Raw genomic sequence first — 22,322 nt, forward strand, 5'->3', positions numbered from 1 at the left:
CGTGCACCTCAACCCAAAAACCCCACAAATCAAGGAGCTTCAAAACACGCAAAAAGTAGCCTGACTCACTTCACTTCAGGCGACAACTTCCTTGATGGCCACCGGTCCACAGGGCATTGTTCGCCTGCCTGTCGCCGCCGCGGTTGAGCCGGTGACGGTTGGTTTTTCCGGAAGATGCCTGCAGGGGACTGACGCCGCACAGGGCGGCCAGGGCAGCTTCGTTGCGTAGTCGCATCGGGTTGTCGCCTGCTGTGATGAGCAACGTCGCTGCAGTCTGGGGTCCCACCCCAAAGCGCTCCAGCAGCCTGGGCGCAGCCATTTTGGTCAGACGAGAGAGGTGCTGGTCCAGTTCCTTGAGTTCCCCGTGCAAAGCACTCCATCGCCTGGCCAACAACCGAAGCGTCGTTTTGAGGCTGGCCATGACAGGGTTCTTCTCATCGCCACAGTCCAGCTCCATACAAGCAGCGATGCACTGCTCGGGTTTTTCCTTGAGCGCCGCTTCCCTGATGGATTGCGGCGCACTCACGAGCAGCGCGCGAAGCTGGTTGACAGCCTGGGCCCAGCCCTTGACTGCACTGCGGCGAGCCACGTTCAGCATGCGCAGCGCTTCGGCCAGGCCGCTTTGCGCTTTGGGTACGCTGTTGGCATCCTCGGCCAGGACAGCGCGAGCGGCGCTCTCAGCGTCCGTCGGATCGCTTTTTCCCCGGCTGCGTCGACGCATGCGGTTTGGGCGGTTGACCTCAATGACCGTGATGCCCTTGGCTTGCAGGAAGCGTGTCAGTCCGGCGCCGTAAGACGCGGTCCCTTCAATGCCCGCACGTTTAAGATTGCAAAACTATTGCGTCCAACCGATCAACTCTTCATATCCCCTCGTATTGGTTGGGATCGAGTGTGTGCCTTTGACGCGGCCCACCTGATCGATGACGGCACCGACATGCACATCAAGGTGGGTGTCGACGCCGAGAATGACCTCGGCCTCACTGAAGATCTGTTCCATGCGAACTCCTTGATAAAGGTGGCGTCGCCGAAAAAGACCGAAGGACAGGACACTCAAGGTGCAGGACAAAGCTCCTATCAGGTCACTCGCAGCCGGCCCGGCATTGCCGGAATGAACACTGCGATCGACCGACAGGTCAATACAAAGGCAAGACGCCAATCCCAGCACGGGTCAGACAGAAAGCAGTGCTCGAATTGATCTTAGATTGAGTATCCCAACAGTTGCCGTGTCGGCATCATGGATGCAAGGATGCCGTACTCCTTGAGGGCTGCCCTGAAGTCCGCGCTGGCGTACTGGCTGCCCCGATCGCTGTGAAACATCAAGCCGGCGTGCTGACCCGGGTGGCGCCTGAACCAGGCCATGCGCAAGGCGTCAATGACGATGCTTGACGTCATGTCGTCCCGCAGCGACCAGCCCACCACCTGGCGGCTGAACAGGTCGATCACCACGGCCAGGAACAGCCAGCCCTCGTCGGTGGCGATGTAGGTGATGTCGCCCACCCAGACCCGATCCGGCGCGGCTACCGTGAACTGCCGATCAAGCAAATTTGGTGCGATGGGTAACGGGTGATTGCTGTCAGTGGTGACCTTGAAGCGGCGCTTGCCCTTGGCGCGAACACCATGGCGCTGCATCAACTGTTGCACTCGCTGCTTGCCTACGCGGATGCCGCGCGCCAGCAGTTCTCGCCAGATGCGCGGCCAGCCATAGGCGCCTCGGCTCTGAACATGGATGGCTTTGATGTGGACCAGCAAGGCCTCATCACTCAGATGGCGACACGATGCCCTGCTGGTGCGGCGCACCAAGTGATCGTGATAGCCGGCCACGCTGACCTGCAATACGCGGCATTGCACCGAGATGGGCCACACGCACCGGTGGCGCTGGATAAAGGCGTACTTCAACGCTGAGCTTTCGCGAAGTACGCCGTCGCTTTTCGCAAAATATCACGCTCCATCTTCACACGCGCCAGTTCGGCTCGCAGACGGCTGATTCTGCAATCTGCTCGGCACTAAAGGGCTTGGCTGTCAGCGCCCGTGAGTTCGCCTTGCTTGTGGGCTTTGAGCCAGTTGAACAGCGTCTGATCGACCACGCCCAGCGTGCGCGCTGCCGCCGCGATGCTTTGGCCGTTATCCACCAGCCGGACTGCTTCTTGTTTGAATTCGAGCGTGTAGCGCGCCCTTGAGGTTTTCGTCATTTGCGTTTTCCTTGTCTGAATTGAACCACTCGGCAAGGGATACGTTTTCTGGGGGCAAGGTCACTTGCCCACGAAAGAAACAAGCGGGAAATTGAATCAAGTTGCAAAGAGCCTGTCAACTAAAGAGGTACCAAGCTGTCCTCACGATGATCAATTTTTGTCCGTGCCTTGTCCAGCAAAAACTCAATGCAGGTGCGCACGGCGCGCGTCTGATGCCGGTTGGGCATGTACAGCAGGTACATGCGCGTGCCGAAAATACTCAGGCGATAGTCATCCAGGGTGGTCAATACCTCGCCGGACTCAATTGCGTCCATCACCACATAGTCGGGCACCAGGCCCAGACCCAGGCCCGCCAGGATACCCTGGCGCAGGAACGGAAAGTGCTCGGAAATCAGCGTGGGCTCCAGCGTGACCTCGTGGCGTTCGTCGCCCCGGTAGGCGCGCAGGCGCAGCTGCTGGCCCACCACGCCGGAGGTGATCAGCGGCGTGGTGCGCAACTGCTCCAGCCCGGTGGGCAGGCCATGCTGCTGCGCAAACGCGCGTGAGGCGCAGGCCAGATAACGCACGCTGCCCAGCTCACGCGCGACCAAGGCGGGCGGTGGCTCGGGCATCACGCGAATGGAAATGTCCACTTCGTCGCGCAGGTTGTCGGCCCGGTTTTCAAACAGCACGTCCAGCACGATGCCGGGATACTGGCGCTTGAACTCGATCAGCCAGTCGGACATCACCATCTCCCCATAGCCGCTGGGCACGCTTAAGCCCACGCGCCCTTGCAGGCCCTGGCCCAGCGTGGTGATGGTTTCGCGCGCGGCCTGCATTTCGTTCTGGATGCTGCGGCCATGGGCGTACAAGCGCAGGCCGACTTCGGTGGGCTCGACGCGGCGGGTGGTGCGGCGCACCAGTTGCACGCCCACAGACTTTTCGAGCTGCTTGAGGTGGTAGCTGACGTTGGCGCGCGTCATCTTGAGCTTGCGAGCGGCCTGGCTCAAATTGCCGGCGTCGATGATGTCGACTAACAAGGTTAGCGAAGCGAGATCCATAAATTTTGTATAAAAATATTTGACAGTCTGTCAATTGTTTATGCCATTGTCAAGACAGTTTTGCACAATCACAATGCGTTGAACAAATTTTCATTCAATGAAACTGGAGACAAGCGCATGAACACTGAAGCCACCCCTTCCGTGGTCACCACCACACGCCTAGGCCGCGTGCTGCTGGTGACCATCAACCACCCTCCTGTCAACGCGCTCAGCGTGGATGTGCGCCGTGGCCTGCTGGCCGCCGTGCAAGAGGCGGACGCCGATGACAGCGTGGCTGCGGTGTTGATCGTGGGCGCGGGCCGGGCCTTCATCGCCGGGGCGGACATTCGTGAATTTGGCAAGCCGCCCATGGCACCTTCGCTGCCCGAGGTGTGCAGCCGCCTTGAAGCCTGCCGCAAGCCGGTGGTGGTGGCGATCCACGGCCCGGCGCTGGGCGGCGGGCTGGAAGTGGCCCTGTCGTCGCACTACCGGCTGGCCATGCCGGATGCCCGGCTGGGCCTGCCCGAAGTGCTGCTGGGCCTGCTGCCCGGCGCTGGTGGTACCCAGCGCGCACCGCGCCTGATGGGCGTGAAGCCTGCGCTGGAAATGATGCTTAGCGGGCGCCACCTGGAGGCCGGGGAAGCCCTGGCTGTTGGCCTGATCGACCGGCTGGGTGAAGGTAACGACGTGCTGGCTGCGGGCCTGGCTTATGCCAATGAGCTTGTCGCCAGCGGAGCCAGTGTGCGCCCCACCCGTGCTGCGGCTGCAGCCCTGGCCGACAAACCTGCCAGCCAAGCCGCACTGGACGCGCTGAAGGTCGACACGGCCAAAAGGACGCCCGGTCTGTTCTCGCCGCTCAAGATCATCGAAGCCGTGCAGGGTGCGCTGGACCTGCCTTTTGACGAGGCCGTGGCGCTGGAGCGCCAGCTGTTCCTGCAGTGCCTGGACAGCCCGCAGCGCGCCGGCCTGATCCATGCCTTCTTTGCCGAACGCGAGGTGGCCAAGTCGCCCGAGACGCGCAAGGCCACACCGCGCGCTATCGACAGCGTCGGCGTGATCGGTGGCGGCACCATGGGCGCCGGCATTGCCGTGGCCGTGCTGAACGCAGGTCTGCCCGTGATCATGGTCGAGCGCGACGACGCCTCCCTTGCCCGTGGCCGTGCCAACGTCGAGAAGGTGTACGACGGTCTCGTGGCCAAGGGCCGCATGACACCCGGGGCCCGGGCCGCCGTGCTGGCCCGCTTCAGCGGCAGCACCTCGTACGACGCGCTGGCACAGGCGGACCTGGTGATCGAGGCCGTGTTTGAGGAAATGGGCGCCAAGAAGGCGGTGTTTGCCGAACTGGACCGGGTGTGCAAGCCCGGCGCCGTGCTGGCCACCAACACCTCCTACCTCGACATCGATGAAATTGCGGCCAGCGTGTCGCGCCCGCAAGACGTGGTGGGCCTGCACTTCTTTTCGCCGGCCCACATCATGAAGCTGCTGGAGATCGTGGTGCCCGCCCAGGTCAGCGCCGACGTGGTGGCCACCGCGTTTGACCTGGCGAAAAAGCTCAAGAAAGTGCCGGTACGCGCCGGCGTGTGCGACGGCTTCATCGGCAACCGCATGCTGGCTGTGTACCGCGCCACCGCCGACCACTTGCTGGAGGATGGCGCCTCGCCCTACCAGATCGACGCCGCCGCGCGCGAATTCGGCTACCCCATGGGGCCGTTCCAGGTGGCCGACCTGGCCGGGGGCGACATCGGCTGGGCCACGCGCAAGCGCAAGGCCGCCACGCGCGACCCCGAAGCGCGCTACGTGCAGATTGCCGACCGACTCTGCGAGCGCGGCTGGTTTGGCCAGAAGACCGGCCGGGGCTACTACCTGTATCCCGAAGGCGCGCGCACCGGCACGCCGGATGACGAGGTGCTGGCGATCATCGACGCCGAGCGCCAGCGCGCCGGCACCACGCCGCGCGGCTTCAGCAACCAGGACATCATGCGCCGCTACCTGGCCGCCATGGTCAACGAGGGCGCCAGGGTGGTGGCCGAGGGCATCGCCCTGCGCCCGCTGGATGTGGACGTGACGCTGGTGCATGGCTACGGCTTCCCGCGCTTTCGCGGCGGACCCATGAAGTACGCCGACACGGTCGGCCTGCCCACCATCCTGGCCGACATCCAGGCCTTCGCCCAGGAAGACCCACTGTTCTGGCAACCCGCCCCGCTGCTGCTCAAGCTGATTGAAGAAGGCCGGAACTTCGACAGCCTCAACAAACCGTGATTTTCATTTTCAGGAGACCCCACCATGCGTGAAGCCGTCATCGTATCCACCGCCCGCACCCCCCTGGCCAAGTCCCACCGGGGCGAGTTCAACAGCGTCAGTGGTGCCACCCTGGCCTCGTTCGCCGTCAAGGCCGCCGTCGAGCGCGCCGGCATAGACCCCGGCCTGATCGAGGATGCCATCCTCGGCTGCGGCTATTCCGAAGGGCGTTCCGGGCGCAACATCGCGCGCGCCAGCGTGATCCGCGCCGGCCTGCCGCTGAGCATTGCGGGCGCCACGGTCAGCCGCTTTTGCGCCTCGGGCCTGCAGGCGGTGGCCATGGCCGCCAGCCGCATCATCGTGGATGGTGCCCCGGCCATGATTGCCGGCGGCGTGGAAAGCATCTCGGGCATCCGCCGCAGCGAAGGCAGCGGCGTCGACAGTGGCATCGATCCCTGGATCAACGCGCACAAACCCGAGTTGTACATGGCGATGATCGAGACCGCCGACATCGTGGCCAGTCGCTACGGCATCAGCCGCGAGGCGCAAGACCGCTTCTCGGTCGAGAGCCAGCGTAAAACCGCCGAAGCACAGGCGGCAGGCCGCTACAAGGACGAAATCATTTCCGTGACCACCACCATGGCCGTCACGAACAAGGAAACCCAGGAAGTCTCGCACCAGGACGTGACGATTGACCACGACACCTGCAACCGCGCCAGCACCACCTATGAGTCCCTGGCCAAGCTGTCGCCCGTGCGCGGCGCCGGCCAGTTCATCACCGCAGGCAACGCCTCGCAACTGTCCGACGGCGCCTCGGCCTGCGTGCTGATGGAAGCCCGGGAAGCCGCCCGCCTGGGTCTGCAACCCCTAGGGGCATTTCGCGGCATGGCCGTGGCCGGCTGCGAGCCTGACGAAATGGGCATCGGCCCCGTCTTCGCCGTGCCCAAGCTGCTGGCCCGCCATGGCTTGCGGGTTGACGACATCGATCTGTGGGAGCTCAATGAAGCCTTTGCCTCGCAGGCTATCTACTGCCAGCAAACGCTGGGCATCCCCGACGAGCGCCTGAACGTCAATGGCGGCGCCGTGTCGATCGGCCACCCGTTCGGCATGACCGGCGCGCGCCTGGTCGGCCATGTGCTGCTGGAAGGCCGTCGCCGCAAGGCCAGATATGCGGTCGTGACCATGTGCATTGCTGGCGGCATGGGTGCCGCCGGCCTGTTTGAAATTTTCTAAAAGAGACTGGGATATCGTCATGGACCTGAGTTTTACCCCCCAAGAACAGGCGTTCCGCGCCGACGTGCAGCGCTTCCTGACCGACCAGGTGCCGGCCCGGCTGACCGCCAAGGTGCGCGAAGGCAAGCACCTGGGCAAGGCCGATCTGCAAGCGTGGCATGCGCTGCTCAATGCCCAGGGCTGGCTGGCCAGCCACTGGCCCGAGCAGTATGGCGGACCGGGCTGGAACGCCGTGCAGAAATTCATCTTCGAACACGAGTGCGCCTTGGCTTATGCCCCCCGCACCATTCCGTTCGGTGTCAACATGCTGGGCCCGGTGCTGATCAAGTACGGCAGCGAAGCCCAAAAGCAGCACTGGTTGCCGCGCATCCTCAGCGGTGCCGACTGGTGGTGCCAGGGCTACTCCGAGCCGGGCGCCGGCTCTGACCTGGCCTCGGTCAAGACCACCGCTGCGCGCAACGGCGACCACTACATCGTCAATGGCCAAAAGACCTGGACTACCCTGGGCCAGCACGCCAACATGATCTTTTGCCTGGTGCGCACGGACCGCGACGTCAAGCCGCAAGAAGGCATCAGCTTCCTGCTCATCGACATGGCCACGCCTGGCGTGGACGTGCGCCCCATCATCACGCTGGATGGCGAGCACGAGGTCAACGAGGTCTTCTTTACCGACGTGAAGGTGCCGGCAGGCAACCTGGTGGGCCAAGAGAACAAAGGCTGGACCTGTGCCAAGTACCTGCTGACCTACGAGCGCACCAATATCGCGGGCGTGGGCTTTTCCGATGCCGCGCTGGCGCGCCTCAAGGTGATCGCGGCCAGGACTCAGAAGAACGGCCAGCCCCTGGCGCGGGACCTGCTGTTCGCGGCCCGCCTGGCCCGGGTCGAGATCGACCTGGAAAACATGAAGACCACCAACATGCGCGTGATCACGGCCGTGGCAGGCGGCGGCGTACCGGGGGCCGAGAGCTCCATGCTCAAGATCCGCGGCACCGAGATCCGTCAGGAACTGACCGCCCTGACCCGCCGCGCCATGGGCCCGTACGCCCTGCCCTTCATCGAGGAAGCGCTGCAGGAAGGCTACGACCAGCCCAGTGTGGGGCCGCAGGAGGCGGCCTCGGCCTCGGCCCAGTACTTCAACAACCGCAAGCTGTCGATCTTCGGCGGCTCCAATGAAATCCAGAAGAACATCATCTCCAAGATGATCCTGGGCCTGTAAGCATCGACTGGCGAGGACCACAACCATGAACTTCAACCACACTGAAGACCGCCGGATGCTGGCGGATTCGCTCGACCGCTATCTGGCCGAGCAGTACAGCCTCGAGACCCGTCACAAGATCAGCAAATCCAAGCTCGGTTACAGCCCCGTGCAATGGGCCAAATTCGCCGAGCTGGGCGTGATCGGCGCCCTGTTTACTGAAGCGCAGGGCGGCTTTGGCGGCGATGGCTTTGACATCGCCGTGGTGTTCGAATCGCTGGGCCGCGGCCTGGTGGTGGAACCCTTCCTGGCCAGCGCCGTGCTGGCGGGCAGCGCCCTGGCCCACGCCGGCAACGATGCCCAGCAAGCGCTGCTGGCCAGCCTCATCGACGGCAGCCAGATTGCCACGCTGGCCCATGAAGAGGCCGACTCGCATTACGTGCTCCACCGCGTCAGCACCCGAGTCGTCCGCGACGGCGACCACTATGTGATCGACGGTGCCAAGGCGGTGGTGGCCCTGGGCGACCAGGCGCAGACCGTGATCGTGTCTGCCCGCACTAGCGGCGCTTTAGACAGCGAAGACGGCATCTCGCTGTTCGTGGTGCCCGCCGACACGGCCGGAGTCAGTCTGCGCGCCTACCCTAACATCGACGGCACCCGCGCCGCTGAAATCACCTTCAAACAAGTGCGCGTGCCCGCCTCGGCCCTGCTGGGTGCCGAAGGCCAGGGCCTGGCCACGCTGGAGCATGCCGTGGGCCGCGGCATCCTGGCGCTGTGCGCCGAGTCCCTGGGCGCGATGGAAGTGGCCAAGAAGCAGACGATCGAGTACCTGCAAACGCGCAAGCAGTTCGGCAAGCCCATCGGCAGCTTTCAGGCGCTGCAGCACCGCATGGCCGATGTGTTGCTGGAGATAGAGCAGGCCCGATCGGCCGTGATCAACGCCGCGGCCGCGCTGCAGGCCGACCGCAGCACGCGCGAGCGCGCCCTGTCGGCGGCCAAGTACAGCATCGGCCGCATCGGCACGCTGGTGGCCGAAGAATGCATCCAGCTGCACGGCGGCATCGGCATGACCTGGGAGCTGCCCATGCCTCACTACGCCAAGCGCCTGGTCATGATCGACCACCAGCTCGGCGACGAAGACCACCACCTGGCGCGCTTCATCGCGCTGGGCCACGCGTAATGCCATGAACGGGCCGCTGCTGTCGCGCCGCGAAGGTGCTGTGCTGGTGCTGCTGAACAACAACCCGGCGGCGCGCAATGCGCTGTCGCCCGCGTTCTACGTCGCCCTGACGCAAGCGCTGGCCGAGGCACAGGCCGACCCGCAGGTCGGCGCCATCGTGCTGACCGGGGTGGACGGCATGTTTTGCTCGGGCGGCGACTTGCGCCAGCTGTCGCGAAGGCGCGCGTTGACGCTGCCCGAGCGGCGCGCGCACCTGGAAGGCCTGCACAACCTGATTCGCACGATTCGGGATTGCGCCAAGCCCGTGATCGCCGCCGTGGAAGGCGCGGCCGCCGGCGCAGGGCTGTCGATTGCACTGGCCTGCGACATGCTGGTGAGCGCGCGAAACGCCGTTTTTTCAGTGGCCTACGTGAAGGTGGGCCTGACGCCCGACGGCGGCGCCACCGCCTTCCTGGCCGAGTTTGTATCGCGCCAGGTGCTGACCGAGTTGTGCCTGAGCGGCGACCGCTTCACTGGCGAGCGCCTGCACGCCCTGGGCGCCGTCAACCGCCTGGCCGAGCCGGGCGACGCGCTGGCGCAGGCCCTGGCCCTGGCGGCTGGCGTGGCGGGTGGCCCGCTGCGGGCCATGGCCGGCATCAAGTCCCTGTGCCGCAGCGCGCCCCAGGCGACGCTGGAGGAACAGCTGGAGCGCGAAGCGCAGTTCATGGTGCAGGCCCAGGGCGACGACGAGGCCGCCGAGGGCATTGCCGCCTTTCTGGAAAAGCGCAGCGCCGACTTTGTCGCCCTGCGCACCAAATCAGGACCGCCCACCCTTTGAGGGAACACCACCGGCGTTCCGGAATATTTTGAAATTGGAGCCTTCATGTCAGACATCAATTCTTCGCTGCCGCTCGCAGGCATCCGCGTCCTCGACCTTTCCCGCGTGCTGGCCGGTCCCATGTGCGGCATGGTGCTGGGCGACTTTGGCGCCGAGGTCATCAAGGTCGAGCACCCTGGCCGCGGCGACGACACGCGCGACTGGGGCTTGCGCGTGGGCAACACCGAAACCGCCTATTTCAACAGCATGAACCGCAACAAGCGGTCCATCACGCTGGACCTGCAAAAGCCCGAGGCGGTGCAGATCGTGCTGGACCTGGCGCGGCAGTGCGACGTGGTGATCCAGAACTTCAAGTTCGGCGGCGCCGAGAAGATGGGCCTGGGTTACGAGCAGATCAAGGCCGTGCGGCCCGACATCGTCTACTGCTCGATCACCGGCTATGACCGCAGCGGGCCCGAGGCCGCGCGCCCCGGCTACGACCTGGTGGTGCAGGGCGAGGCCGGCCTGATGGCGATCAACGGCGAGGCCGACCAGCCGCCGCTGAAGTTCGGCGTGGCGGCGGTGGACATGTTCACCGGCATGTATTCGGCCCAGGCCATCCTGGCGGCCTTGTTCCAGCGCCAAAAGACCGGGCGCGGCCGCCATGTCGAGATGGCGCTGTTCGACTGCGGCCTCATGATCACGGCCTACTATGGGCTGGAAGCCATGCTGATGCAAAAAGACCCGCCGCGCTACGGCAATGCGCATCCGTCCATCGTGCCCTACGGCGTGTTCGACGCCGAAGACGGCCCGCTGGTCATCACCGTGGGCAACAACGCCCAGTTTGAGCGCTTTTGCCGCGAGGTGATTGACCGCCCCGACCTGGCCGAAGACGCCCGCTTCAAGACCAACCTGGACCGCGGCACCCACCGCGAGGCCCTGATGTCCGAGATCCTGCGTGAGCTGGGCTGCCGCTCGCGCCAGTTGCTGCTGCAACGCCTCAAGGCCGCCGGCATTCCCTGCGGCGAAGTGCTGGGCCTCTATGAAGCCCTGACCTCAGAGCGCGCCGTGCGCGGCGGGCTGGTGACCGAGCAGCCCCATCCGGTGGCCGGCAGCACGCACGTGATGGCGCCGCCCTACCGGCTCGATGGCGAGCGCTTGCCGGTGCGCCGCGCACCGCCCGAGCTGGGAGAAGGCACCCGCGACGTTCTCTCAAACCTGCTGGGCCTGGACGACGAGCGCCTGGCCGAGCTCAAGGCCCGTGGCGTGCTCTGAAAAAGCCACCGCGTTCCATTTTTTAAATCCATTCAGGAGACCCCATGTCCAAACCCCATTCTTTCAAGCTCTCAGGCCCAACCCGCCGCGTCCTGCTGGCACTGGCCCTGCCCATGCTTGCAGGCAGCGCCTTCGCGCAGGCCTGGCCCAGCAAGACCATCAAGCTGATCGTCCCCTTCCCGGCCGGCGGCCCGACCGACACCGCTTCGCGCATCGTCGGCCAGAAGCTGGCGTTGCGCCTGAAGCAGCCCGTCATCGTCGAGAACAAGGCCGGCGCATCAGGGGCGATTGCGGCAGCGATGGTGGCCAAGTCACCGGCTGACGGCTACACCCTCATGATGCTGGCCACGCCGACCCTGCTGGCACCGCACCTGTACAAGACCACGGGCTACGACAGCGTGAAGGACTTCACCTCAATTGCCACGGTGTACGACCTGCCTATCGTCGTCGTCGTCAACCCGTCGCTGATGCCCACCGTGACCGACCTGCAAAAGCTCGTGACCCATGCCAAGGCGCAGCCCGGCCGCCTCAACTACACCAGTTCAGGCGTCGGCAGCTTTGGCCACCTGAGCATGGAGCTGCTCAAGCAGATGGGCCAGTTCGACATGCAGCATGTGCCTTACCGGGGCGGCGTGCCGGCCATTACCGACACCTTGGGCGGCCAGGTGCCCATGATGTACGCCGACCTGGTGGCCGCCTTGCCACACATCCAGTCGGGCAGCCTGCGCGCCATTGCCGTGGGTTCGCCCCAGCGCGTGGGCGTGATCCCCGATGTCAAGACGATTGCCGAGCAGGGCTTCAAGGGCTTTGATGCCGTGTCCTGGGGTGGCCTGATGGCCCCTGCGGGCACGCCCAAGGACGTGGTCGAGCGCATCAGTGCAGAAGTCAAGGTCATCCTGGCCGAAAAAGACACGCAGGACAAGCTGCTCAACGCCGGCGCCATTGCCAACTACCAGACCGCCAGCCAGATGGCCACCCGCGTGCAGCAGGATTACACCAAGTGGGGCAAGGTGATCCGCGACAAGGGCATCACGAACCAATAAGCAACAGCGCCCATAGACGCCGTCAGGCGGCAAGCCGGCAGATGAACCGCCAAACTCTCCAGGAAACATGTTCATGAGCTTCACGCAAGATACCCCGGCCGCCCCGCCGTTCAGCCCTTCGTTCCCGATTCGCAGCCTCGCGGACATCCATCGGCTCGAAGCCGTGCCGCTGCACGAGGCCCTGACGGTTCCCAGCACCTATGAAATTTTCCGCAATGCGGGAGCCGCCTTCGGCAGCAAGACGGCGCTGACTTTCCTGCGCTCGGCCGACCCGGCCGATGCGCCGATCCGCTGGTCGTACGCCGAACTGCTGGCCGGCATTCACCAGACGGCCAACCTGCTGCACAGGCTGGGCCTGGGGCCGGACGACGCCGTGGCGGTCCTGCTGCCGGGCTGCCTGGAATACCACCTCGCCCTCTGGGGCGGGGAGGCGGCCGGCATCGTGCAGCCGCTGAACCCGCTGCTCAGCGACGACAAGCTGGCCGCGCTGATGACGGTGGCCGGGGCCAGGGTGCTGATCGCCTATGGCTCGGACGAGGAGTCGGGCATCTGGTCCAAGGCCATGCGCCTGCGCGGCCAGGTCCCCACGCTCACCACGGTGCTGCGCGTGGCGCCCTATGACGAGGCGGCGGGCAGTGCCGCAGCCCTGCCCGAGGGCGTGGCGGACTTCAACGCCCTGCGCGCGCGGGAGCCGGCCGACCGGTTGACGAGCGGCCGCGACATCGGGCCCGGCGACATCGCCGCCTATTTCCACACCGGCGGCACCACCGGCGCGCCCAAGCTGGCGCGCCACAGCCATGGCGCGCAGGTCTTCACGGCCTGGGCCAGCGTAAAGCTGCAGGGCCTGCGCGACACCGACATCACCATCAACGGCTATCCGCTGTTCCACGTCGCCGGCGTGCTGCCGGCTTCGCTGGCCTCCCTGTCGGCCGGCGTCGAGGTCATCATTCCGACGCCGGCGTTGCTGCGCAACAAGGCGGTGCTGGCCAACTACTGGCGGCTGGTGGAAAAGTACCGACCGACCTCGCTGTCCGCCGTGCCTACCGTGCTGGCGGCGCTGGCCAATGTGCGGCTGGCTGGCGCCGATATTTCGTCCATTAAATATTGCCGCACCGGCGCCGCCGTGCTTGCGCCCGAGCTGGCGGCGCGCTTCAAGCGCCTGTTCGGCATGCATGTCCACGAAAGCCTGGGAATGACCGAGATGGCCGGCATCTCCACGATCACGCCGCCGGGCGTAGAAGGGCCGGCGGGCTGCGTCGGCTTTCGGCTGCCCTATTCGCAACTGCGCATCGTCGCGCTCGATGAACACGGCGACGCCAGCAACCGCGACCTGCCCCCCGGCGAGCAGGGCATGGTGCTGTTCAAGTCGCCCAACCTGTTTTCGGGCTTTCTGGATGCGGCGGACACGGCCAGGGCATTCACCGCCGACGGCTGGCTTGCCACCGGCGACCTGGGCTGGATCGATGCCGAGGGCCGACTCAACCTGAGCGGCCGGTCCAAGGATTTGATCATCCGCAGCGGCCACAACATCGACCCCAAAGTGATCGAGGACGCGCTGGGCGCCCATCCGGCCGTGCAGCTGTGCGCCGCAATCGGTGCGCCCGACGCCTATGCGGGTGAGTTGCCGGTGATCTTTGCCCAGCTGGTGCCGGGTGCCACGGCCAGCGAGGAAGAGCTGCTCGCGTTCACCTGCGCGCGGGTCGACGAAGCGCCGGCCCGGCCCAGGTCGGTGCTCATCATCGAAAGCATGCCGATGACCAACGTCGGCAAGATCTACAAGCCGGCGCTTCGAACGCTGGCCGCGTGCCGGGTGGCCCAGGCGCTGGTAGACCAGGCCTGCGCCGCGCTGGGCCTGACTGGCGCCCAGCGGCCGCAGGTGCAGGCCGACGGCGACAACGCGCTCAGGGTCGTCATCGATGCGGCTGCGGCGGGTCCCCTGGCTGCACAGTTGCAGACGCAATTGCAGCAGGTGCTGGAGCGCCTGCCGGTCAAGGCGCAGGTGATTTTTTTGTAACCGCGTTCACCGCCCTGGCCGTGCAAGTCTGCGCGACTTGAACTATTTTTACTATTTAAAAACGACAAGGAGACACACCATGAACCCGTATTTTCTGAACCGACGCGCCCTGCTCGGGGCCGCGGCCTCGGTCGTCACGCTGTGCGTGAGCGCCACCGCCCAGGCCCAGGTCTACCCCACCAAGCCGATCAGGATGGTGGTGCCCTTTGCTGCCGGCGGCGCGACCGACGTGCTGGCGCGCATCCTGGGCGAAAAAATGGCCGTGGGCCTGGGCCAGCCCATCATCATCGACAACAAGTCCGGCGCGGCAGGCATCATCGGCACGGACGTGGTGGCCAAGGCGCCTGCGGACGGGCACACGCTGGTGCTGTCGCTGAGCAACTCGCTGCTCACCAACCAGTTTCTCTACGACAAGCTGCCCTACAGCACGCAGCGCGACCTGACGCTGGTCTACCAGATCGCCATGGCGCCGGTGGTGCTGATGGTCCACCCGAGCGTGCCGGCCAGGACCGGCTCCGAGCTGCTGAAATACATGGCGGCGAACAAGGGCAAGCTGGCCTACGGGTCTTACGGCGTGGGCTCCTATCCGCACCTTGCCGGCGCGCACATGAGCCTGACGCAGCAGGCCGACATGAACCATATCGCCTATAAAGGGGAAGCACCGATGATGCAGGAGCTGCTCGGTGGCCAGATCCAGATGGCCTACGCCAGCGCCCTGCAGGCCAAGCCGCATATCGAATCCGGAAGAATCAGGGTCATCGGCGTCACCGGCGAGCGCCGCATGGCCACCCTGCCCAACGTGCCCACACTGGTCGAGCAGGGCCTGAAGGACGAGGCCTATCGCGTGACCGGCTGGCTGGCCATCGCAGCGCCGGCCGGCACACCCCGGGCCGTGGTGCAGCGCATCGCCGACGAGGTGCGCAAAGCAACGCAGCAACCCGATGTGCAGGCGCGTGTCGCCGCCATGGGCTTTGAGATCAAGGACAGCTCGCCCGAGGCTTTTGCCGCCGCCTACAAGCTGGAACTCCCGGTCTGGGAGCGCCTGATCAAGCAGTCTGGCGCCAAGCTGGAGTGAGCGGGCATCCACTTTTCGGATAAAAAATGATAAAAAAGGCCTCTAGCGCTTATCTATAGGGCACAAGCAGCTATCATTTTTGATGACCTAACAATGGCCCTCATTCACTTAATCGCAATTTTCCGGACGCTTTCATGAACCCCATCACGACATCGCCTGATGCGACTTTTCGCACCGTCGCAGCGCTGATTCGCGAGCATGCCCAGCGCCAGCCGCAACGGCCTGCCCTGCGTGACGACCAGCTTGAGCTGAGCTACGCAGAGCTTGACGCCCTCATGGACCGCGTCGCCGCAGCATTGCAGCGCGACGGCGTGCTGCCCGGGGAAAGCATTGCGATTTGCGCCCATTCATCGGTACATTACGCCGCGCTGTTCCTCGGGGCGCTGCGGGCCGGGGTGGTGGTGGCGCCTCTGGCCCCCTCGGCCAACCGGGAAAGTCTGGCGTCGATGCTGCATGACGCCGGGGCGCAGTGGCTGTTCCTTGACAGCGCAGCGCAAGGCCTGGTGCCGCCAAGCCTGGCAACGACCCATTGCGTCTGGCTGGACGGCGCGTCGGAGGGCATTCGCTTCGAAGACTGGCTCGCCGCCGAAGGCGCGCAGCCGCAACCGGTCGACTTGGCGCCGGAAGCACCGTTCAACATCATCTATTCGTCGGGCACCACGGGCACGCCCAAGGGCATCGTGCAGTCGCACGGCATGCGCTGGGCGCATGTGCAGCGGGGCGGTGCCTACGGCTACAGCCCTGAAGGCAGGACGCTGCTGGCCACGCCGCTCTACTCGAACACCACGCTGGTGGTGTTCTTTCCCACGCTGGGCTTTGGTGGCTGCGTGCAGCTGATGCCCAAATTCGATGCGGCGCACTACCTTCAGCTGGCCGAGCAGCACCGTGCGACACACACCATGCTGGTGCCAGTCCAGTACCAGCGCATCATGGCGCTGCCGCAGTTCGGCGCGCACGACCTGTCGGCGTTCCGGTTCAAGTTCTGCACCAGCGCACCGTTCAACGCTGCGCTCAAGGCAGATGTGCTGGCGCGCTGGCCGGGCGGCCTGGTCGAGTTCTACGGCATGACCGAAGGCGGCGGCACCTGCATCCTGGTCGCGCACGAGCACCCCGACAAACTGCACACCGTAGGCCAGCCCGCCGCCACCAGCGACATGCGGCTGATCGACGAAGCCGGCCTCGAACTGCCCCCGGGCGCGGTTGGTGAGGTGGTCGGGCATTCACCCGGCATGATGACGGGCTACCACCGCCAGCCCGGCTTGACGCGCGAGGCCGAATGGTTTGACGCCGCGGGCAAGCGTTTCATCCGCACCGGTGACGTGGGGCGCTTTGATGCCGAGGGATTCCTCACGCTGCTGGACCGCCGCAAGGACATGATCATCAGCGGCGGCTTCAACATCTACCCGTCCGACCTGGAGGCCGTGCTGCGCCAGCATCCGGCCGTCGAGGATGTGGCGGTAACGGGCGTGCCCTCCGAACAGTGGGGTGAAACGCCGGTCGCCTTTGTGCGGCGCCGGTCTGGCGCTTGCGATGAGGCCGCGCAGATCATGGCCTGGTATAACGCCAGCGCCGGAAAGACGCAGCGCCTTGCAGCGCTGTATTTCATCGACGAGTTGCCCCGCAGCGCGATTGGCAAAGTGCTCAAGCGCGAACTGCGTATGCTGCATCTGAACATTCCAGCCTTATCATAAAAAGGAAACCATGAAAATCATTGTCCCCGTCAAGCGCGTCGTCGACTACAACGTCAAAGTCCGCGTCAAGTCAGATGGCAGCGGTGTCGACATCGCCAACGTCAAGATGAGCATGAATCCGTTCGACGAGATCGCTATCGAAGAAGCCGTGCGCTTGAGAGAAAAAGGCGTGGCGACTGAAGTGATCGCCGTGTCCTGCGGCGTGCTGCAGTGCCAGGAAACCCTTCGCACCGCCATGGCGATTGGTGCTGACCGCGCCATCCTGGTTGAAACCGCAGAAGAATTGCAGCCGCTGGCCGTCGCCAAGCTGCTCAAGGCACTGGTCGACAAAGAGCAACCGCAACTCGTGATCCTGGGCAAGCAAGCCATCGACGACGACTGCAACCAGACCGGCCAGATGCTGGCGGCCTTGCTGGGCTGGGGCCAGGCGACTTTTGCGTCCAAAGTCGAAGTGCTTGAGGGCAAAGTCAACGTCACGCGTGAAGTTGATGGCGGCTCTGAAACCCTTTCCTTGACGCTGCCCGCCATCGTCACGACCGATCTGCGCCTGAACGAGCCGCGCTACGTCACGCTCCCGAACATCATGAAAGCCAAGAAAAAGCAGCTTGACAACGTCAAGCCGGCTGACCTGGGCGTGGATGTCGCCCCGCGTATCAAGACCTTGAAGGTCAGCGAGCCGCCCAAGCGCAGCGCCGGCATCAAGGTGGCTGATGTGGCCGCGCTGGTGGACAAGCTCAGGAACGAAGCCAAAGTGATTTGACGCCAGGCGCAAACCACCCGACTCGCAGCAAAACGGTTGTCATTCCCGCGCAGGCGGGAATCCAGCTTCCCCAGAAAACCCCCTAGCTTCCCGCCTTCGCGGGAATGACGGAGACCTCAATGACCTCTCTTGTAATTGCAGAACACGACAACGCGAGCATCCGGCCCGCCACCCTCAACACCGTCACCGCTGCCAGCCAGTGTGGCGGCGACGTGCATGTGCTTGTTGCCGGCCACAACGCCCAGGCTGCTGCCGAAGCTGCCTCCAAAATAGCCGGTGTTTCCAAAGTCATCCACGTCGAAGGCGAACACTTCGCCCACGGCCTGGCTGAAAACATGGCCGCGCAGGTGATTGGCATGGCCAGCGCGTATTCACACATCCTGTTTCCAGCCACCGCTTCAGGCAAGAACATCGCTCCGCGCGTGGCGGCATTGCTGGATGTCGGCCAGATTTCCGACATTACCAAGGTCGATGCGGCTGACACCTTCGAGCGTCCGATCTACGCCGGCAACGCCATTGCCATCGTGCAAAGCCTGGACGCCGTCAAAGTCATCACCGTGCGCACGACCGGCTTTGATGCCGCTGCGGCTACCGGCGGCTCGGCCAGCGTTGAAACCGTGAGCGGTGTGGCCGACAGCGGCAAGTCCAGCTTCGTCAGCGCCGAAATCGCCAAGAGCGACCGGCCTGAACTGACCGCCGCCAAGATCATCGTCTCCGGTGGCCGGGCACTGGGCTCAAACGAGAAATTCCATGAAGTGCTGGAGCCGCTGGCCGACAAGCTGGGCGCGGCACTGGGTGCTTCGCGCGCCGCAGTGGACGCCGGTTACGCCCCGAACGACTGGCAAGTAGGCCAGACTGGCAAGATCGTCGCGCCGCAGCTCTACGTCGCCATCGGCATTTCAGGCGCCATCCAGCATTTGGCCGGCATGAAGGACTCCAAGGTCATCGTGGCGATCAACAAGGATGCCGAAGCACCTATTTTTGGTGTGGCTGACTACGGCCTGGAAGCCGACCTGTTCACCGCCGTGCCGGAACTGGTCGCTGCGCTGTAGGGCGATTCGTCCTAGCGGTTTTAGCAATTAAATTAACCATAAGACAGGAGACAACCATGTCCAATTTTCTTTCACGCCGCACCCTCATTCAAGCTGCCAGCGCCGGCCTGGCGAGCGCCGCACTGCCGTCCATGGCCCAGCCGGCCTGGCCGAGCCGCCCGATCCGCCTCATCGTGCCGTACACGGCCGGCGGTTTTACCGATCAGATGGCACGCCTGGTGCAGGTGGGTTTGCAAGGCCGGCTCGGTCAGCCCGTGATTGTCGAGAACATGCCGGGCGCCAACAGCATCATCGGCGTCAACGCCGTGGCCAAGGCCGCCCCGGACGGGCACACCTTCGGCGTTGTGATTGCCGCCTATGCGGCCAACACCACGTTGTACCCCAAGCTGCCATACAACCCGGCCAAGGACCTGGTCGGAGTGTCCCTGCTGGGCGTGTCCCCGCTGCTGGCGGCCGTGCCGAACAATGCACCGTTCAAGAACGCCACCGAACTGGTGGCTTACGCCAAGGCCAACCCCGGCAAGGTCAGTTTTGGCTCATCAGGCAACGGGTCGGCCGCGCACCTGACCAGCGAGTTGTTCAAGGCCGTCACCAACACCTACATGGTTCACATTCCCTACCGGGGCGCGGCGCCTGCGTTGACCGATTTGCTGGGCGGACATATCCAGCTGTTCTTTGACGCCCCCACCAACCTGATCCAGCCCGGCAAGATGGGCCGCCTGCGCCTGATCGGCGTGGCCAGTGAGAAACGCCTGCCGGCAGCACCGGATGTGCCGACCTTTATTGAGCAAGGCCTCAAGGGTTTCACCGGCAGCACCTGGGCCGGCATGATTGCCCCCGCCGGAACGCCAAGCGAGGTAGTGCAGCGCATGTCGGACGAGGTCAACCGCATCATCCGCAGCGAAGAAACCCGGGCCAAGCTGGAGGCCATGGGCACTTTTGCCGAAGGAACTTCGCCGCAAGCTTGCGACGCCTTTATCGCGTCCGAAACCGCGAAGTGGGCCAAGGTCATCAAAAACGCAGGCGTCACTGCGGAATGAGGACACCAGGCGCCCTTTGCCCCACTTCGTTATACACAACTGCCTGCCGCCTGAAGCTCGCGTGAGAACCTGATACCAGGGGCAAAGCCAGGCAACGAGGCACGCGCAGCGTGCAGGACATTGCCAATGAATTGAACATGTCCGTGGGCACCTTGAGAAAATGGATCAGCAAGTCCAATCGAAAGCACGAAGTCACTGGCCCCGCAGCGCAACTGCTTGAGGACTTACCGGCCCAATCTTGGGGCGCTGCCCAGCGCTTGCTTGCGCTAAACCAGACGCATGCCATGACGCCCACACAGCTGCATGCCTGGTGCCGGGAGAAGGGGTTGTTTGAGCACCAGCTCAAGGCCTGGGGTGAAGCTTTTTGCAGTGTCACAGCGCCTGAATCGCGCGAAGCCAGGACAGCGCTGCGTGAATTGCAAGTCAAGCACGATGGGTTGCAGCGTGAACTGCGTCGAAAAGAGAAGGCGCTGGCCGAAGCCGCAGCCTTGCTGGTGCTACAAAAAAAGTTCCAGGCCCTGTGGGCGGACGAGGAGAAATGACCAGTTACCAACAGCGTCAGACCCTGCTGACGCTGATTCGGCACTCGTGCAACAGCGGCGCACGTCTGCAAAAGGCCTGCGCCCTGATTGGGCTTGACGCGCGTACCGTTCAGCGCTGGAAGCACCCTATCAACCAGCAAGGTGACCTCAAGGTCTGCGACAAACGCCGCATCACCGTGCTGTCCAACAAGCTCAGCGAGGCTGAGAGACAAGCTGCGCTGGAGTTACTCAACAGCGAGCAACTCAAGGATCTGCCGCCAAGCCAGATTGTGCCTCGCCTGGCTGACCAGGGCCTCTACGTGGCCAGCGAGTCGACCCTGTACCGACTGCTGCATGAAGTCGGCCAGTTGACGCACCGCCGCCTGGAGCAGGTGGCGCAAAAACGCAGTTGGCCACGCGCGCTGGTGGCAACCGGGCCCGACCAGATTTATTGCTGGGACATCAGCTATTTGCTCACCGAGGTGCGCGGCATCTACTTTTACCGTAAGCGTGTGGTGAACCCATATTGACTGCGGGCAAGCGGTCATGGTTGGAGGTCAGCCTTGGGTTTTTAGGGAAAGCTGCCAGCGATGGGGCAACAACAACCCGACCTGCCTGGCACGCTGCGTCGGTAAACGCGTGAGCACGTCCTTCAAATAGGCGTAGAGGTCATGACCATTCAGCTTGGCTGATTGGATCAGACTCATCACCGCAGCCGCACGCTTGCCGGTCCGCAGCGAACCGGCGAACAGCCAGTTGTTCCGGCCAATGGCAATCGGCCGGATCTGGTTCTCGATGTGGTTGTTGTCCACGGGCAGGCGCCCATCGCCTGTGAAACGTGTCAGCGCTGTCCAGCGTTTCAGGCTGTAGTCCAGTGCTTTGGCCGTGGCCGAGCCGTCGGTGATCTTCTGACGGGTCAGCAGCAGCCATCGATGCAAAGCATCGAGCAGCGGTTTTGAGCGCACTTGCCGGATACGCTGCCTTTCGTCTGGCGTCAGGTCCTTGAGCTCGCGCTCAATCTCATAGACCGCGTTAATCTGATGCAGCGCGCTTTGGGCAACCTGGCTTTTGTTGGCCACGTGCAGATCGAAGAACTTGCGCCGGGCATGCGCCAGGCACCCGACTTCAATCACGCGACCACTGGCAAACCCGGCCTTGTAGCCCGAGTAATCGTCACAGACCAGGCGGCCCCGCCAGTCGCCCAGGAAGGCTCGGGCATGCTCGCCAGCGCGGGTTTCGCAGAAGTCGTAGACCACCGCGTTCATATCTTCAAACGCCCCGGGCGCATAAGCCCAGAGGTAGGCCCGGTGCGTCTTGCCATTGCCAGGCTTGAGCATCTGCACGGGGGTCTCGTCGGCATGCAGCACGCCGTGTGTGAGGATTTCTTCTTTCAAGGCATCGGCCAGCGGCTGCAATTGCACACCGCAGTAGCCCACCCACTGCGCCAGGGTCGAGCGCGCAATCTCGAACCCGGCGCGCCCGAAAATTTTCTCCTGGCGGTAGAGTGGCAAATGGTCGGCAAACTTGGCTACCAGCACCTGGGCCAGCAGTCCGGCTGTCGGGATGCCCTTGTCGATGATGTGGGCGGGCACCGGCGCCTGGGTCAAGGTTTCACACTGGGTGCAGACCCACTTGCCCCGGATGTGGCGCTCCACTGTGAACACGCCGGGCGTGTAGTCGAGCTTTTCGCTGATGTCTTCCCCAATGCGCCTGAGCATGCAGCCGCAGCGCGGCGTGGTGCAGACGGTGGACTCGGGCTCGTGCGTGATCTCCACCCGGGCCAGCCCGGGCGGCAGCCGGGTGCGTTTAGGCTGGCCGGCCTGGGCCTCTAGCCGGGGCGTGGGTGCCAGCTCTTGCAATTCCAGCTCAATGGCAGCGATGTCCGCATAAAGGGTTTCGGTGGCTGTCAAGGAAGTTGTCGCCTGAAGTGAAGTGAGTCAGGCTACTTTTTGCGTGTTTTGAAGCTCCTTGATTTGTGGGGTTTTTGGGTTGAGGTGCACG

The 22,322-nt window shown here is 64.3% G+C and carries 16 protein-coding genes and 3 pseudogenes; 15 read left to right on the plus strand and 4 right to left on the minus strand.

Annotated elements, in window-relative coordinates; translation table 11 throughout:
- Positions 1–103: 103 nt before the first annotated feature.
- From RCH06_RS16450 to RCH06_RS16465, 3 genes and pseudogenes are all read right to left on the minus strand, one after another.
- Positions 104–997 (minus strand): annotated as a pseudogene (locus RCH06_RS16450) (IS110 family transposase); the annotation flags it as partial.
- Between the two features lie 211 nt (positions 998–1,208).
- Positions 1,209–2,189 (minus strand): annotated as a pseudogene (locus RCH06_RS16460) (IS3 family transposase); the annotation flags it as partial.
- Between the two features lie 119 nt (positions 2,190–2,308).
- Complete coding sequence (locus RCH06_RS16465) at positions 2,309–3,229, minus strand: LysR family transcriptional regulator (protein ID WP_327082549.1); 921 nt, start codon at positions 3,227–3,229, stop codon at positions 2,309–2,311.
- A 117-nt stretch (positions 3,230–3,346) separates the two neighbouring features.
- Between RCH06_RS16465 and RCH06_RS16470 the strand changes: the two genes are divergently transcribed.
- From RCH06_RS16470 to RCH06_RS16540, 15 genes are all read left to right on the plus strand, one after another.
- On the plus strand, positions 3,347–5,467 hold the full coding sequence (locus RCH06_RS16470) for a 3-hydroxyacyl-CoA dehydrogenase NAD-binding domain-containing protein (protein ID WP_327082550.1): 2,121 nt from the start codon (positions 3,347–3,349) through the stop codon (positions 5,465–5,467).
- A 24-nt stretch (positions 5,468–5,491) separates the two neighbouring features.
- Positions 5,492–6,679: an acetyl-CoA C-acyltransferase gene (locus RCH06_RS16475; protein ID WP_327082551.1), complete on the plus strand. Its 1,188-nt coding sequence runs from the start codon at positions 5,492–5,494 to the stop codon at positions 6,677–6,679.
- Positions 6,680–6,698: 19 nt separating this feature from the next.
- Positions 6,699–7,895, plus strand: a complete 1,197-nt coding sequence (locus tag RCH06_RS16480) for an acyl-CoA dehydrogenase family protein (protein WP_327082552.1) — start codon at positions 6,699–6,701, stop codon at positions 7,893–7,895.
- A gap of 25 nt (positions 7,896–7,920) precedes the next feature.
- Complete coding sequence (locus tag RCH06_RS16485) at positions 7,921–9,054, plus strand: acyl-CoA dehydrogenase family protein (RefSeq protein WP_327082553.1); 1,134 nt, start codon at positions 7,921–7,923, stop codon at positions 9,052–9,054.
- A gap of 4 nt (positions 9,055–9,058) precedes the next feature.
- The gene (locus RCH06_RS16490) at positions 9,059–9,871 is read left to right on the plus strand and encodes an oxepin-CoA hydrolase, alternative type (protein ID WP_327082554.1); all 813 of its coding nucleotides are present in this window, start codon (positions 9,059–9,061) and stop codon (positions 9,869–9,871) included.
- A gap of 45 nt (positions 9,872–9,916) precedes the next feature.
- Positions 9,917–11,125: a CaiB/BaiF CoA transferase family protein gene (locus RCH06_RS16495; protein WP_327082555.1), complete on the plus strand. Its 1,209-nt coding sequence runs from the start codon at positions 9,917–9,919 to the stop codon at positions 11,123–11,125.
- 44 nt (positions 11,126–11,169) lie between these two features.
- Positions 11,170–12,168, plus strand: coding sequence for a Bug family tripartite tricarboxylate transporter substrate binding protein (locus tag RCH06_RS16500; RefSeq protein ID WP_327082556.1), 999 nt, complete (start codon positions 11,170–11,172; stop codon positions 12,166–12,168).
- A 73-nt stretch (positions 12,169–12,241) separates the two neighbouring features.
- Entirely contained in the window at positions 12,242–14,182 is a 1,941-nt protein-coding gene (locus RCH06_RS16505) for an acyl-CoA synthetase (protein ID WP_327082557.1), read from the plus strand.
- 79 nt (positions 14,183–14,261) lie between these two features.
- On the plus strand, positions 14,262–15,257 hold the full coding sequence (locus RCH06_RS16510) for a Bug family tripartite tricarboxylate transporter substrate binding protein (protein WP_327082558.1): 996 nt from the start codon (positions 14,262–14,264) through the stop codon (positions 15,255–15,257).
- A gap of 134 nt (positions 15,258–15,391) precedes the next feature.
- Positions 15,392–16,948 (plus strand): class I adenylate-forming enzyme family protein, encoded by a 1,557-nt coding sequence (locus RCH06_RS16515; protein ID WP_327082559.1) that lies wholly within the window; start codon positions 15,392–15,394, stop codon positions 16,946–16,948.
- A gap of 10 nt (positions 16,949–16,958) precedes the next feature.
- Positions 16,959–17,708, plus strand: coding sequence for an electron transfer flavoprotein subunit beta/FixA family protein (locus RCH06_RS16520; RefSeq protein WP_327082560.1), 750 nt, complete (start codon positions 16,959–16,961; stop codon positions 17,706–17,708).
- Between the two features lie 119 nt (positions 17,709–17,827).
- Positions 17,828–18,760, plus strand: coding sequence for an electron transfer flavoprotein subunit alpha/FixB family protein (locus RCH06_RS16525; protein WP_327082561.1), 933 nt, complete (start codon positions 17,828–17,830; stop codon positions 18,758–18,760).
- Positions 18,761–18,816: 56 nt separating this feature from the next.
- A complete protein-coding gene (locus tag RCH06_RS16530) occupies positions 18,817–19,800 on the plus strand; it encodes a tripartite tricarboxylate transporter substrate binding protein (RefSeq protein ID WP_327082562.1) in 984 nt (327 codons plus the stop codon).
- 284 nt (positions 19,801–20,084) lie between these two features.
- Complete coding sequence (locus RCH06_RS16535; protein WP_327082563.1) at positions 20,085–20,342, plus strand: hypothetical protein; 258 nt, start codon at positions 20,085–20,087, stop codon at positions 20,340–20,342.
- The gene (locus RCH06_RS16540; protein ID WP_327082564.1) at positions 20,339–20,851 is read left to right on the plus strand and encodes a helix-turn-helix domain-containing protein; all 513 of its coding nucleotides are present in this window, start codon (positions 20,339–20,341) and stop codon (positions 20,849–20,851) included. The genes RCH06_RS16535 and RCH06_RS16540 overlap by 4 nt, the downstream gene beginning before the upstream one ends.
- Before the next feature lie 27 nt (positions 20,852–20,878).
- Here RCH06_RS16540 and tnpC read toward each other — a convergent pair.
- Positions 20,879–22,219: pseudogene (gene tnpC / locus RCH06_RS16545) on the minus strand (IS66 family transposase); the annotation flags it as partial.
- Between the last annotated feature and the right edge of the window lie 103 nt (positions 22,220–22,322).

Origin of the sequence: Polaromonas sp. CG_9.5 (genome assembly GCF_035984465.1) — a bacterium.
In the GTDB taxonomy this organism is placed as follows: Bacteria; Pseudomonadota; Gammaproteobacteria; order Burkholderiales; family Burkholderiaceae_C; genus Polaromonas.

Bases quoted from the DNA above. Each gene is read 5' to 3' on its own strand.
- RCH06_RS16465 (WP_327082549.1), bottom strand. From the start codon at position 3,229: ATGGATCTCGCTTCGCTAACCTTGTTAGTCGACATCATCGACGCCGGC.
- RCH06_RS16470 (WP_327082550.1), top strand. From the start codon at position 3,347: ATGAACACTGAAGCCACCCCTTCCGTGGTCACCACCACACGCCTAGGC.
- RCH06_RS16475 (WP_327082551.1), top strand. From the start codon at position 5,492: ATGCGTGAAGCCGTCATCGTATCCACCGCCCGCACCCCCCTGGCCAAG.
- RCH06_RS16480 (WP_327082552.1), top strand. From the start codon at position 6,699: ATGGACCTGAGTTTTACCCCCCAAGAACAGGCGTTCCGCGCCGACGTG.
- RCH06_RS16485 (WP_327082553.1), top strand. From the start codon at position 7,921: ATGAACTTCAACCACACTGAAGACCGCCGGATGCTGGCGGATTCGCTC.
- RCH06_RS16490 (WP_327082554.1), top strand. From the start codon at position 9,059: ATGAACGGGCCGCTGCTGTCGCGCCGCGAAGGTGCTGTGCTGGTGCTG.
- RCH06_RS16495 (WP_327082555.1), top strand. From the start codon at position 9,917: ATGTCAGACATCAATTCTTCGCTGCCGCTCGCAGGCATCCGCGTCCTC.
- RCH06_RS16500 (WP_327082556.1), top strand. From the start codon at position 11,170: ATGTCCAAACCCCATTCTTTCAAGCTCTCAGGCCCAACCCGCCGCGTC.
- RCH06_RS16505 (WP_327082557.1), top strand. From the start codon at position 12,242: ATGAGCTTCACGCAAGATACCCCGGCCGCCCCGCCGTTCAGCCCTTCG.
- RCH06_RS16510 (WP_327082558.1), top strand. From the start codon at position 14,262: ATGAACCCGTATTTTCTGAACCGACGCGCCCTGCTCGGGGCCGCGGCC.
- RCH06_RS16515 (WP_327082559.1), top strand. From the start codon at position 15,392: ATGAACCCCATCACGACATCGCCTGATGCGACTTTTCGCACCGTCGCA.
- RCH06_RS16520 (WP_327082560.1), top strand. From the start codon at position 16,959: ATGAAAATCATTGTCCCCGTCAAGCGCGTCGTCGACTACAACGTCAAA.
- RCH06_RS16525 (WP_327082561.1), top strand. From the start codon at position 17,828: ATGACCTCTCTTGTAATTGCAGAACACGACAACGCGAGCATCCGGCCC.
- RCH06_RS16530 (WP_327082562.1), top strand. From the start codon at position 18,817: ATGTCCAATTTTCTTTCACGCCGCACCCTCATTCAAGCTGCCAGCGCC.
- RCH06_RS16535 (WP_327082563.1), top strand. From the start codon at position 20,085: ATGACGCCCACACAGCTGCATGCCTGGTGCCGGGAGAAGGGGTTGTTT.
- RCH06_RS16540 (WP_327082564.1), top strand. From the start codon at position 20,339: ATGACCAGTTACCAACAGCGTCAGACCCTGCTGACGCTGATTCGGCAC.